The 12612-nt window shown below is 70.5% G+C and carries 14 protein-coding genes; 4 read left to right on the plus strand and 10 right to left on the minus strand.

Annotated features, from left to right (window positions below; translation table 11 throughout):
- Nucleotides 1-4: 4 nt before the first annotated feature.
- Entirely contained in the window at nt 5-688 is a 684-nt protein-coding gene (locus P7V53_RS07175; RefSeq protein ID WP_280154798.1) for a GntR family transcriptional regulator, read from the minus strand.
- A gap of 104 nt (nt 689-792) precedes the next feature.
- On the opposite strand from P7V53_RS07175, the gene P7V53_RS07180 reads away from it, so the two are divergent.
- Nucleotides 793-1842, plus strand: coding sequence for an aromatic ring-hydroxylating dioxygenase subunit alpha (locus tag P7V53_RS07180; protein ID WP_280154799.1), 1050 nt, complete (start codon nt 793-795; stop codon nt 1840-1842).
- The gene (locus tag P7V53_RS07185; protein WP_280154800.1) at nt 1839-2810 is read left to right on the plus strand and encodes a PDR/VanB family oxidoreductase; all 972 of its coding nucleotides are present in this window, start codon (nt 1839-1841) and stop codon (nt 2808-2810) included. Before P7V53_RS07180 ends, P7V53_RS07185 begins: the two co-directional genes overlap by 4 nt.
- Nucleotides 2811-2841: 31 nt before the next feature.
- Here P7V53_RS07185 and P7V53_RS07190 read toward each other — a convergent pair whose 3' ends face one another.
- Entirely contained in the window at nt 2842-3237 is a 396-nt protein-coding gene (locus P7V53_RS07190; RefSeq protein WP_280154801.1) for a hypothetical protein, read from the minus strand.
- A gap of 262 nt (nt 3238-3499) precedes the next feature.
- On the opposite strand from P7V53_RS07190, the gene P7V53_RS07195 reads away from it, so the two are divergent.
- Nucleotides 3500-4117, plus strand: a complete 618-nt coding sequence (locus tag P7V53_RS07195) for a hypothetical protein (RefSeq protein WP_280154802.1) — start codon at nt 3500-3502, stop codon at nt 4115-4117.
- Nucleotides 4118-4165: 48 nt separating this feature from the next.
- Complete coding sequence (locus P7V53_RS07200; RefSeq protein WP_280154803.1) at nt 4166-5710, plus strand: DUF4384 domain-containing protein; 1545 nt, start codon at nt 4166-4168, stop codon at nt 5708-5710.
- A 138-nt stretch (nt 5711-5848) separates the two neighbouring features.
- Here the strand turns inward: P7V53_RS07200 and P7V53_RS07205 are convergent, their stop codons facing one another.
- From P7V53_RS07205 to P7V53_RS07240, 8 genes are all read right to left on the minus strand, one after another.
- The gene (locus P7V53_RS07205) at nt 5849-6352 is read right to left on the minus strand and encodes a hypothetical protein (protein ID WP_280154804.1); all 504 of its coding nucleotides are present in this window, start codon (nt 6350-6352) and stop codon (nt 5849-5851) included.
- On the minus strand, nt 6349-6549 hold the full coding sequence (locus P7V53_RS07210) for a hypothetical protein (RefSeq protein ID WP_280154805.1): 201 nt from the start codon (nt 6547-6549) through the stop codon (nt 6349-6351). Before P7V53_RS07210 ends, P7V53_RS07205 begins: the two co-directional genes overlap by 4 nt.
- A 94-nt stretch (nt 6550-6643) precedes the next feature.
- Complete coding sequence (locus P7V53_RS07215) at nt 6644-7561, minus strand: SDR family NAD(P)-dependent oxidoreductase (protein WP_280154806.1); 918 nt, start codon at nt 7559-7561, stop codon at nt 6644-6646.
- A gap of 139 nt (nt 7562-7700) precedes the next feature.
- Nucleotides 7701-8087, minus strand: a complete 387-nt coding sequence (locus P7V53_RS07220; RefSeq protein WP_280154807.1) for a YXWGXW repeat-containing protein — start codon at nt 8085-8087, stop codon at nt 7701-7703.
- Between the two features lie 94 nt (nt 8088-8181).
- Nucleotides 8182-9885, minus strand: coding sequence for a diguanylate cyclase (locus tag P7V53_RS07225; RefSeq protein WP_280154808.1), 1704 nt, complete (start codon nt 9883-9885; stop codon nt 8182-8184).
- A 238-nt stretch (nt 9886-10123) separates the two neighbouring features.
- Nucleotides 10124-10612: a hypothetical protein gene (locus tag P7V53_RS07230; protein ID WP_280154809.1), complete on the minus strand. Its 489-nt coding sequence runs from the start codon at nt 10610-10612 to the stop codon at nt 10124-10126.
- Nucleotides 10613-10661: 49 nt separating this feature from the next.
- Nucleotides 10662-11921: a histidine kinase dimerization/phospho-acceptor domain-containing protein gene (locus tag P7V53_RS07235; RefSeq protein WP_280154810.1), complete on the minus strand. Its 1260-nt coding sequence runs from the start codon at nt 11919-11921 to the stop codon at nt 10662-10664.
- The gene (locus tag P7V53_RS07240) at nt 11918-12574 is read right to left on the minus strand and encodes a response regulator transcription factor (RefSeq protein ID WP_280154811.1); all 657 of its coding nucleotides are present in this window, start codon (nt 12572-12574) and stop codon (nt 11918-11920) included. Before P7V53_RS07240 ends, P7V53_RS07235 begins: the two co-directional genes overlap by 4 nt.
- Nucleotides 12575-12612: the final 38 nt, after the last annotated feature.

Below are 12612 nucleotides of genomic sequence, written 5' to 3' on the forward strand. Positions count from 1 at the left end.
GCCATCACTTCAACCCGAACAGCTTTCCGTAGCGCAGCCCGATGTACGCGTGCTCGCGCATCAGCATCTCGACCCGCGCCGACTCGCGCTGCTCCAGCGCCTCGAACACGAGCTGGTGCTGGAGCTGGGCGAAGCGCAGCTTCTCGTACTCCCGGTCCAGCGCCTGCGTGTCGATGATGATGGAGTCGGCGGAGGCGAACGGCAGGTGGTTGTTGCGCGCGATCGCGTCGGCGATCACCGAACTGTCGGTGGCTTCGACGATGGTGCGGTGGAAGCTGTTGTTGAGACGGCCCCACGCCCCGATGTCGTCGGCCGTGATGTGGCCCTTGGCCAGCAGGCGCGCGCCACCGTCGACGCTGGCCTGAAGCGCCTCGCGCACGTCCTCGGTCATGCCGCGCTCGGCGAGACGCCGTGCGGCCAGGCCCTCGAGCACGCCGCGTACTTCGAGCGCGCACTGCACGTCGTGCTCGGAGAAGGCGCGCACCACGAAGCCGCGCTTGCCGGCCGGCTGCAGCAGCCCCTCCTGCGCCAGCGTGCGGAACGCGATGCGCACCGGCGTGCGCGACACGCCGAGCGCGTCGGCCACCGGAATCTCGGCCAGCCGCGCCCCCGCGGGGTAGTGGCCCTCGATGATCAGCTTGCGCAGCGTGGCCACCACACCGCCGGAATCGCTGGTTCGTGTGTCCATAAATTGGATCCAATCGTGCGGATATTGTGGCACGCGTTCATGGGTAGCGGCATAATTGCCCTCCGTAGATTGGATCCAATACACGCAAGAACGGAGACCGCACGATGTTCCCGAAGAACGCCTGGTACGTGGCGTGCACGCCGCAGGAGATCGACGACAAGCCGCTGGGACGGCGCATCTGCAACGAGCAGATCGTCTTCTACCGCGGGCCCGACGGCGTGGTGGCCGCGCTCGAGGACTTCTGCCCGCACCGCGGTGCGCCCCTGTCGCTGGGCCGGGTGGTCGAAGGCAAGCTGGTCTGCGGCTACCACGGCCTCGAGATGGGCTGCGACGGTCGAACGATCGCGATGCCGGGACAGCGCGTGCGCGGCTTTCCGTGCATCCGCAGCTACCCGGTGGTCGAGCGCCACGGCTTCGTGTGGGTGTGGGCGGGAGACGCCGCCCAGGCCGACCCCGCCAGGATCCACCCGCTGCCATGGGCCGACAACCCCGAGTGGGCCTACGGCGGCGGGCTGTACCACATCCAGTGCGACTACCGGCTGATGATCGACAACCTGATGGACCTCACGCACGAGACCTACGTGCACTCGACCAGCATCGGGCAGAAGGAAATCGACGAGGCGCTGCCCGCGACGAGGACGGAGGGCGAGGAGGTGATCACCTCGCGTTTCATGGAGAACATCATGGCGCCGCCGTTCTGGAAGATGGCGCTGCGCGGCAATCACCTGCCCGACGACCAGCCCGTCGACCGCTGGCAGATCTGCCGCTTCACGCCGCCCAGCCACGTGATGATCGAAGTGGGCGTCGCGCTCGCCGGCCGCGGTGGCTACGACGCCGATCCGAAGGACAAGGCGTCGAGCATCGTGGTCGACTTCATCACGCCCGAGACCGAGACCTCCATCTGGTATTTCTGGGGCATGGCGCGCAGCTTCAACCCGAAGGACAAGGCGCTGACCGCCAGCATCCGGGAAGGGCAGGGCAAGATCTTCGGCGAGGACCTGGAGATGCTGGAGCGGCAGCAGCGCAACCTGCTTGCCTGGCCCGAGCGCAGCCTGCTCAAGCTCAACATCGACGCCGGCGGCGTGCAGGCGCGCAAGGTGCTGGAGCGGCTCATTGCGGCGGAGCGCGGCGCCGACGTCAAGGCGGCAGCATGACCAACGTGACGGCAGGCCTGCAGGTTCGCGTCGCGTCCAAGACCGTCGAGGCGATCGACATCTGCAGCTTCGAGCTGGTGGAAGCCCACGGCAAGCCGCTGCCCTCGTTTTCGGCGGGCTCGCACATCGACGTGAACGTGGCCGAGGGCCTCACGCGCCAGTACTCGCTGTGCAACGACCCGGCGGAAAGCCACCGCTACCAGATCGCGGTGCTGCGCGACCCCGCCACGCGCGGCGGCTCGGCCGGCATGCATGACCGCATTCAAGTGGGCGACCTCGTCACGATCAGCGGCCCGAAGAACCACTTCCCGCTCGCGCACGAAGCGCGGCGCAGCCTGCTGCTGGCCGGCGGCATCGGCGTGACGCCCATCCTGTGCATGGCCGAGCGGCTGGCAGTGACCGGCGCCGACTTCGAGATGCACTACTGCACCCGATCGCGCGACCGCACGGCGTTTCACGACCGCATCGCCGGCTCGCGCTACGCGCCGCGGGTGCAGTTCCACTTCGACGACGGGCCGCAGGCGCAGAAGTTCGACATCGCGGGGCGGCTCGCCCAGCCCGAGGCCGGCACGCACCTCTACGTGTGCGGGCCCAAGGGCTTCATCGACGCCGTGCTGAGCACGGCGCGCGCGGCCGGGTGGCCCGAACCGCAGCTGCACTACGAGTTCTTTTCCGCCGACGTGGGACCTTCCGCCAGCGACGAGAGCTTCGAGGTGCAGATCGCCAGCTCGGGCCGCATCGTCGTCGTGCCCAAGGACCAGACCGTGGTGCAGGCGCTGGCCGCGGCGGGCATCGAGGTGCAGACCTCGTGCGAGCAGGGCGTGTGCGGCACCTGCATCACGCGCGTGCTCGAGGGCGAGCCGGACCACAAGGACCTGTACTTCACGCCGCAGGAGCAGGCCGCGAACGACCAGTTCACGCCCTGCTGCTCGCGGTCGAAGTCGAAGCGGCTGGTCCTCGACCTCTAGCCGGCTCGCGGCGTCGCCGAATTCATCTCGCCTACGGCTTCGCGGACTTCTTCGCCGCCTTCTTCGCCGCCGCCACCGCCTCGGCCTTCTTCGCCGCCTTCTCGGTGCGCGTGATGTGGTCCTTGGCCGGCTTCGCCGCCTTGGGTGCCTTCTCGGCCTTCTCCTTGTGCGGCTTGGGCGCCTTGGGCTCCTTCGCCGGCCGCGCTTCCTTCACGATCTTCGCGGCCTTGGGCTTGGGCTGCAGCGCCTGGGCATGCCGCGTCGCCTGGGCTTCCTTGAGGATCCGGCGCTCTTCCATCAGCACCTGTTCCTGCTCGGACGGCGGATCGTCGGCGCCGTGCGAGTGGATGCGGTCTTGCATCGCACGGTGAAGCCGCGCGCCGTTCTTCTCGATCTGGCGGTGCAGCGATGCGGTACGGATCGGCATGACGAGCTCCTTCGCGTTCAAGCGGGAGAGCCAATGTAGGCCAGACCCAACCCGACATCAACATCGTGAACAAGGTCACGCTGCGCCGGCGTGGCCATCCTTCGGACTAGGGGCCAGGCCGCGCGCCGTGCGCAATGCATCACGGGGGCGTGTGTCCGAAATCGACAAGGTTTCGAAAGTGAGGGCGTGCCGCGAGCGAATCCACCAGCGCGAGACGGCACGAGCAACCCATCGACCTTTTCCACTTCGGAGTTCCAACACCATGAAAGCCCTCAAGACCCTCCTCCTCGCCAAAGGCATCGCGGCCGCCGTCGTCGCGGGTGCCGGCATCGCCGCGCCGGCCATCAGCCATGCATCCCCTGACGACGGCATGATCTGCCGCAGCGGCTACACGGCGCAGTTCGCGGCCGGCAAGATGAAGTGCACCAAGGCCACGGTGCGCCGCGTGGCGCTCGAGTGCAGCAATCCGCTGTTCCCGATCAAGCGCGTGCGCGTGCCCGGCATCCCGGGCGACGCGACCAACGGCCGCGACGTCTGCCTGCGCAACAACGGCATCGCGCTCAGCTCCAACGATCCGCTGACCGGTCTGATCAACGGCCAGGACTTCGTGTTCGTCGCGGTCAACAACACCAAGGCCGTGCTGGCGCGCGAAGCCGCCGAGCGCCAGGAAGAAACTTTCCTCGGCCTGGGCACCGACGGTGTCGACTCGAGCTCGGTCTCGACGCTGGTCGTCAACGGCGGCATCGGCGCGGAAGACACCGTGAAGGTCGACATCACGCTGTTCACCTTCCCGATCGCCGCGCCCAGCTTCACGCTGCAGCCCCTCGAGCTCGACCGGCCGGTGCTGGATCTGCCCCTGCTGTCGCGCACGCTGCCCTGAGCCTTGACCACGACGCCGGCGGCGCGAGCCGCCGCCGCAGGAGCCTACATGTCGAAGTTCCCCCTGACCCTCGCGGCGGCGCTCGTCCTGAGCGCCTGCGCCGCCAACCCGCCGCGCACCGCGCAGGCGCCCGCCGTCGTCGTCCAGCCCGCCGCCACGGGACCGAAGGCGACCCCGCAGCGCAACGTCACGCCCTTCGCGGATGGATTGCGCTGCATGGACGACCTGCTCTACCGCTTCGGCGTGCGCGACGTCAGCGTGATGATCGAGGAGATGCAGGACCAGTCGCGCCGCCTCGGCGCCGGAACGCGCGACATGATGGTCTCGGCCTTTGCCGACATGACGCGGCGCAGCCGCGGCGTGCGCCTGGTCACCTTCGGCCAGGACAACCAGAACGTGGTGCAGCTGCTGTCGATTGCGCAGCGGCTCAATGACTTCAAGGTGGTGCCGCAATACGACATTCGCGGCTCCATCACGCAGTTCGACGAGGACGTCGAGCGCCGTCAGGCGGGCCTGGGCGTGACGCTGGGCACGCTGTTCGGCCTGCGCGGCGCCCACAGCCGCCAGGCCTCGGTGCTGGGCTTCGACGCGAGCGTGGTGACCACGGCCGACCTGAGCCTGGTGCCCGGGGCCAGCTCGAAGAACACCGTCGTCGTGACCAAGGAAGAGACCAGCGCCGGCGACGGCCTGGCGCAGATCCGCAACGGGAGCCTCAACTTCAGCTTCGCGGTGGCGCGCAGCGAAGGCGTGGCGCAGTCGCTGCGCAACATGGTCGAGCTCGCCTCGATCGAGCTCACCGGCAAGCTGCTGCGCCTGCCGTACTGGAGCTGCCTGCGCATCGACGAGAACCATCCCGACGTCCAGCGCGAGGTGGAGGACTGGTTCCTGTCGATGGAGGGCACGCCCGAGCTGGTGCGCTTCTTCCAGGAGCAGCTGCGCTTTCGCCGGTTCTACGACGGCCCCGCCGACGGCAAGGCCAACGCGGCCTACACCGAAGCGCTGTCCGCGCACCGCCGCGCTCTGGGCCTGAAGGAAGAGGGCGAGCCCGGCCTCGCCACGCTGCGCGCGTTCCTGCTGCGCCCCATTCCCAAGCCGCCCGCCAAGCCGTTCGCTGCCGAGAAGACGGCCGATGCCCAAGGCGAAGCTGCCGCGGCGCAGGCCAAGGAGCTGAAGCTCGCCGTCAAGCTGTCGAAGACGAGTTATCGCAAGGGCGACCCCATCGAGCTGACGGTGACCGCGGCGCAGCCGGCCTACGTGTACTGCTACGTGCAAAGTCCGTCGAGCGGCAAGATCCAGCGCATCTTTCCGAATCGCTTCGCGCGCGACCCGCGCGTGGAGGCCAACACGCCGATGGTGCTGCCGGGCGCACAGGGGTTCAAGGTGGCGGCCGGTGCCGACGGCGTGCGCCAGCAGGCGGTCGGCTGCCTCGCCACCGAGCGCGAGGTCTACAACGAGCTGCCGCCGCAGCTGCGCTGGGGCGACTTCGAGGACATCCGCCTGGGCACCTTCGACGACATCCGCGACGCCTTCTCGCAGGTCGCGAAGGGCCCGGTGGCGCTGGAGGCCTCGCTCATCGACGTGGTGGATCGCTGACGGGGACAGGCACTTTCAAGCGGCCCTTCGACAAGCTCAGGGCGAACGGTGGCGGGGGCCCACCGTTCGGGCTGAACCCCTCCGTTCGGGCTGAGCCCCTCCGTTCGGGCTGAGCTTGTCGAAGCCCAGCGTGCCACGTCACCTCACGGATCTGAGGCGCAGGAAGTCGTCGTCGTCGCAGATCGGATCCGGCCCGTACGCCGTGTCGACGACCCGGTTGTCCATGCCCATGCCGACCATGAACCACTGGCAGAACGGCGAGTCGTAGCGATACGACCAGACGATCTGCCGCTGGCGCGAGAGGGGCCAGGTGGTCGAGGGCCGGCCGATGCGCGCCAGCACTTCGCGTGAGCCCATGCCGGCCTGGATCGCGTTGAAGTGCGGCTCGTCGCGCACCTGTTCGGCGTTCACGAGGCGGTCGCCCGCATCGAACTCGAACATCCAGGTGAACCGGCCGAAGGTGCCGCCGGTGTACTCGAGCCGGCGACCGCCGGACGCGGCCACATGCTCGGCGCTGGGCGGGCCCATGCGCCCGATGACCGATGCGGAGCTGCTGCCGTTGGGGATGTCGCGCGGCCCGGCGACGGCGCACGCGCCCATCAGCAAGGCCGCGGCCAGGGCCGCCGAGAGGCGCAGCCTCACCGGCCGCTTCCGGGCCGCTCGGGTGCGTCGATGCCCTTGATCGGCGCCTGCTGCATCTCCGGACCGATCTCGACCTTCTTCTCGTCGGTGGCCTTGTCCTTGAAGTTCTCCGGCTCCTGTTCGGTCGCCTTCTTCATCGAATCCTCGATCTGCTCGCGCTGATCCTGCCCGCGAGCGTCAGGTTTTTGGGTGCCCATGGTCGCTCCACGACGAGTTGATGATCGGATCACGTTACGCCCCTGCCCCGGGCTCGCGCATCGGCTGCGGCCCCCGACGGCGGAAGGATTTTTCCTACGCAGGGTCGTCGCCGGTCTCGAGCTCGAAGGGCGGGACCTGGCGTCCGTCGACGTCGGTGAAGCCGTACGCCTGCGCCAGGTCGCCGACGCGCAGCACCGCGCCGCTCTTGCCGAGCACCTGCGGATCGGCGGCCAGCGCCGCCACCGCGCGTCCGAGGTAGCGCGGCGACTCGGTGCGCGCGAGCGCCGGACGCTCGTGCCAATGCGCCTCGTCCGTGTGATGTCCCGCCAGGACGAACTCCGTGCGCATCCATCCCGGCGAGACGGCGAGCGAGGCGACACCGTGCGGACGCAGCTCCTGGGCCATGCCGAAGGCCAGGCGGTTCATCGCCGCCTTGGCAAGGTCGTAGAACAGGTTGCCGCGCATGTAGCGGTCGCGATCCCAGAACGTGGTGGTGACGATGAGCCCGCGGTGCTGGCGGACCATGATGGGCGCGGCATGGCGGCTGGCCAGCAGGTGGTTGCGCACGCCCCGGTCGAACATGGAGTCCCAGTGCGACATCGGGCGCTCCCAGAACGGCGCGTCGAACACGCCGTCGAAGGTTTCGTGTCCGCCCCAGGCATTGTTCACCAGCACGTCCAGCCGGCCGTGCTCGCGGTGGACCCGCGCGAACAGGTCGGCGACCTCTTCCTCGCGGGTGTGGTCGCAGCTCAGCGCGATGCCGCGCCCGCCGGCGCGGCCCACCTCGTCGGCCGTTTCGTCGATGCTGCCGGGGACGGCCGGCAGACCGGACAGCGACAGGATGCGGCCATAGGCGGGCGCCGGCTCGCGGCGCGTGCTGCGCCCGGTGACGATCACGGTCGCGCCGGCTGCGCCCAGCTCGATCGCAATGCCGCGGCCGCCGCCGCGGCTCGCGCCGGTGACGATGGCCACGCGGTCCTTCAGCGGCAGCGCGGAGCTGGAATTCGCCATGGAATCTCCTTTCGGTCGGCTTGCGCCACGCACGCAGGCAGGCGCCAACGACCGATGCTACGGCGCTACCGCCCTCCCGCCAGCCGGCGGGAGAGGGCCGGGGTGAGGGGCCGAAGGCCCGCTCACCCGCGATTCAGGATCACTGCGGGGTCCAGGTGCCCCCGCGCAGCTGCCACTGGCCGTCCACCATCTCCCAGCGGTACGGCACCCAGGCGTAGCCGGCGCGCGGCGATTCCCAGTGGCCCGCGACCCAGTCGTAGCGGCCGTTCGACCAGTTCCAGTACCCCGGCACCCACACGTGGCCCGGCGACGGCGCCGGCGGCTGAACCTCGCTGCGAGGTGTGGGCGGCGGGGTGGCCGCCACGACGACCGCCGGTTGTGTGGTGACCACCGCAGGCGCGACGGCCACCGACGGAGCGGGGGCGGGCGCGGGGGTGTAGATCACCTCGCGGGTCCGGGTGGCGCAGCCGGCGATGACCAGGATCGCCGAAGCGCTCAGGATGAGTTTCGAAGCGGAAGTTCTCATGCGTTTCTCGCGAAGTTGTCCCGATGGAGATCGGGCAATCCACGTGCCGCGGAACGTATCGGGATGTCTCAATCGCAAGCGCGACGGAGCGGCATCATCCGGCCACCAGGCCCAGGTCCCGCTCGACGCGATTGCGACCATTCGCCTTCGCGCGGTACAGCGCCGTGTCCGCCCGATGCAGCAGGCTGTCGATGTCGTCGTGCAGCGGATCGAACACGGCGATGCCGATGCTCACGGTGACCGACACGCTGCCGCTGGCGACCTCCACCGGATCGGCGGCCACCCGCCGCAGGATGCGCTGCGAGGTGTGCTGGGCGTTGTCGAGGCTTGCGCCGGGCAGCAGCGCGACGAACTCCTCGCCGCCCCAGCGCCCGAGGTGATCGCCCTCGCGCAGCTCGGCCTGCAGGCGCTGCGCCACGGCGACCAGGCAGGCGTCGCCGGTGGCGTGCCCGAAGCGGTCGTTGATCGACTTGAAGTGGTCGATGTCCAGGAACAGCACGCCCAACCCGCTGCCGCCCGCGCGCGCCTCGCTCGCCAAGGCGCGCAACTGCATCTCGATCGCGCGACGGCTGAGTACGCCGGTCAGCATGTCGTGCTCGGCCATCTTGCGGGCGACGTCGCGCTCGCGGCGGAATCCGAGCACGCGGTCGGCGATGCCCAGCGTGAGCGCCAGCGCCTCCCACACGGCGCCCAGCGCGTACAGGTAGACGTCGTTGGCGGCGATGTCGATCAGGCCTGCCGCCTGCATGCTGCGCAGCGATGTGGCCAGCGTCAGCGGCACCCAGCCGGCGAGGAAGTACCAGCCATATCGGTTGCCGGCTCTTGCCGCACGCACGCCCAGCCCGATCATCAGCAGGTTGACGAGCAGCAGCGTGGCCACGACGGCCATGCCGAATCGGCTCGCCGGCCACGGCCACAGCGCGATCGCGATGGCTGCCGCCAGCAGCGCGGCGCGCAGCCGGTCCATCAGCGGCAGCAGCCGAGGCGCGTAACGCGGCAGCTCGAGGAAGTCGCGCGCGAAGCCCACGGCAAAGCCGATCGCCGCCGTGGCAGCGGCCCATTGCCCGTGGATGCCGAGCCGACCGATCCAGGCGCCGCCCGGGGCCGCGTACAGCAGTCCGGCGCTGGCCGTCATGAACAGGATCAGGCACAGCAGGTAGCAGGTGTAGTCGGCGAACATGCGCTCGCGCAGCGCCACCCAGTAGCAGGCCGCGATCACGGCGAAGGCGACCAGCGCGGCATACATCGCAGCCGACACGATGAGCCGCGTGCGCTCGTAGGCACGCCAGGGCTCGCCGGCGACGATCGACAGATCGACATTGACGCGGTGATGGTGCGCCAGGTGAAGCAGCAGCGCCGTACCGGGCTTCAGCGTGGCCGGCAGCGGAAACACCAGCGCAATGGCCGAGCCATCGCGCTCGGGCGGACGCAGCTTCGAGCGCTCCACCCGGCTGCCGTCGGGCAGCACCAGCACCACGCTGTCGGCGATCTGTCCTTCGACGATGAGCAGCGGCTGGGGCGGCAGCGGGCCGGGTGTGATGCGGATCCAGCTGCCCTGCGAGCGATAGGGCAGCATCCGCTGCACGCGCGTGCTGTCCGCTTCCCACAGCGTCTGCGCGCGCGCGGCCGGCACCGTCTCGAGCGGCAGATCGGGTGTGAGCAGCGCGGCCTGCAGGCTGCCGTGGGCGACGGCAGACGCGGCGTCCTCGGCGCGAGCCGCCGTGCTGGCGAAAAGCCCGACGAAGAGTGCGACGGGCAGGCAGAGCAGAAGGGCGAGGCGGCGCAGTGCGGCGATCATGGATGTGCGGAGATGCCGGTCGAGCCCGCCAGCCTAAACGCCGCAGCGTGGTTCACGCGCATCGCCCCGGCCATGGGCGCGACGGAATTCACGCACTCGTCGTCACATGAGCACCGGGCACAGCAGGAGCATCAGCGGCGGGCGACGAGCTGAGGAGGAACGACCCGTCGGCGAAGAACAGCCGGCGATCGTCAGTCCGCCTTCGCTGGGGTGAGGGCGAGCGAGGAGAGGGTGCGTCTCACTGGCGCACCGCGTAGCCGCGAGCCTCCATGCAGGCCAGGCTCGTCCGGTGGAACACCTGCGCATCGGCCACGGCATCGGCCTGCGTCATCGCCCAGCGGTTGCAAGCCTGCCGGTCGTATTCGGTCTGCCGCCAGTCCTGGCCTTGGCCGGCGACGAACTTCGGGTCGGGTGCGGCGGGCACCGGCGCCGCCACGGGCGCCGGCAGGGGCGCGCGCTCGATGACCGCATGGCCGGGATACCAGGGGTCGTGCCAGTAGGGCGCATAGGGCCAGCCCAGGCCGAAGCCCAGCCACACGCTGCCGCGCCAGTGGTGATGATGGTGGGCGCCATGGCGCCCATGGCCGTGGCCGCCGTGGTGGTGATGGCCGACCTGCACGCCGGCGCGCGCGTCGACGGCGCCGCCGCGCGCCAGGGCCGGCGTGGCAGGCAGGGTCAGCGATGCGATGGCGAGGACGAGGGCGAGGGCGAGAGCGTTCGGCGACATGATGGCCTCCTCGGCAACGGCATCAAGCTACGCCAGATCGCGCCGGGGTTCAAGGCTCACCCAGCTGCAACTCCACCGCAAAGCCGCGCTCGGCAGGCGGCAGCCGCAAGGCGCCGCCGTGCGAGCGCGCCACCAGGTCGCTGAGCATCAAGCCGAGCCCGGTCCTGCCCTCGTACGCCTGGCTGTCGAGCGCCGCTTGCAGCTCCTGCCGGCGCTCGTGCGACACCCCCGGTCCGTCGTCGGCGATCCGCAGGGTCCCCGGGCTCGGCACGTCGACGACGAGCTTGTGCGCGCCGCAGCGCAGCGAGTTGTCGATGAGGTTCAGCAGTGCCGCCGCGAGCAGGTCCCCATCCGCATCGATCACGCCGCGCCCCAGCACCTCCCACTCGATGCCGTGGATGGTCAGCTGCGACATCAGCTGGTGCAGGTCCACCGGCTGACGCTGCAAGGCCGCGCCGCTGCGGAACAGTGCGAGCAACGCGGCCACCACGCGCTGCAGCCGGCCTGCCGCTTCGCGCACGCGCCGCAGCCGCGGCTGCAGCTCGGGTGGACACTCGCGCAGCGCGACGGCGAGCTGCGTGTCGATGCCGGCCAGCGGCGTGCGCAACGAATGCGCCGCGTGGGCGGTGAAGGCGCGCTCGCGCGCGACCCGCAGCGCAAGTCGCCGCACCAGCTCCTCGATGGCGGCGTGCACGGGCTGCAGTTCGTCGCGCTCCGGCGCTCCCAGCGACGCGCCCGCCTGCAGCGGCTCGTGACCGGCGAGCTGGTCCGACAGCCGTTCCAGCGGCAGCAGTTCCTGCCGCACGCGCCTGCGCAGCCACAGGTGCCCGAGCAGCCCGATGGCCAGGGCGGCCAGCGCCGTGCTGAGCGTGATCTCCGCCTGCGCTTCGCGTCGCTCCTCCCGCGTCTGCGCCACGTACAGGATGCGGCCGTCGGCGCCCAGCGGCCGGCCGTAGGTGCGCCACTCGGTGGTCCGGCTGAAGCCGGGCGTGGCGCTGGCGTGCAGCGGGGACGCCGGTGCGTGGCGGGAGCGCAGCAGCAGGCGGGCGTCCGGGCCGACGACCTGCCAGGCGAAACGGGTCTCGGGCTCGGCCCCGTTCGCCTCGCGCGGGTCCGCGGCCGGCGCGTCGCCGCGCACGAGCAGGCCGCCCAGCACGTCGGCCGATGCCTGCAGCGTGTCGTCGAGCAGCTCGCTGACCTCATGCTCCACGGCGAGCCACACCGCGCCGGCGACCGCCACGGCCCAGGCGATGGACCAGCCCACCAGGGCGCGCGCCAGGCGGCCGCGGATCGACGGCAGCTGCGTCATGGCGCGCCGATGCGGTAGCCCAGCCCGCGCACCGTCTCGACCAGGTCGCGGCCGAGCTTGCGGCGCAACGCCGACACGTGGACCTCGAGCGCGTTGCTCGCGATCTCGGAGTCGAAGCCCAGCATGAGTTTCTCGAGGTCCGACTTGGGCACGATGCGTCCGGCGCGCAGCACCAGCGCCTCGAGCACCTGCCATTCGCGCGCGGTGAGGTCCGCCGCCTGGCCGTCGATGAAGGCGCAGCGGGCGGTCAGGTCGACTTCGACGTCGCCGAAGCGCCGGCGCGGCCCGGCGCTGCCCGCGCGTCGCCGGCTCACGGCCCGCAGTCGAGCGGCAAGCTCCTCCGGCGCGAACGGCTTGACGAGGTAGTCGTCGGCACCGCTGTCCAGGCCGTGGATCCGGTCGCCGAGCCGGTCGCGCGCGGTCAGCATCAAGGCGGGCGTCGCGTCGCCGCGGTTGCGGCGCTCGCGCAGCCAGTCGAGGCCCGAGCCGTCGGGCAGCTGCCAGTCGACCAGCAACGCGTCGTACGGCTCGTCGCGAAAGGCGCCGGTCTCGCGCAGGCTGCGGCACCAGTCGACCGTGTGGCCTTCGACGCGCAGGAAGTCGCGCAGGCCTTCGCCGAGGATGTCGTCGTCTTCGATGAGCAGCAGCCGCATGACGCGGCACGGTACCACCTTGCCGCTTCAGGTCGCCT

This window comes from Piscinibacter sp. XHJ-5 (genome assembly GCF_029855045.1).
Lineage (GTDB): Bacteria > Pseudomonadota > Gammaproteobacteria > Burkholderiales > Burkholderiaceae_C > Albitalea.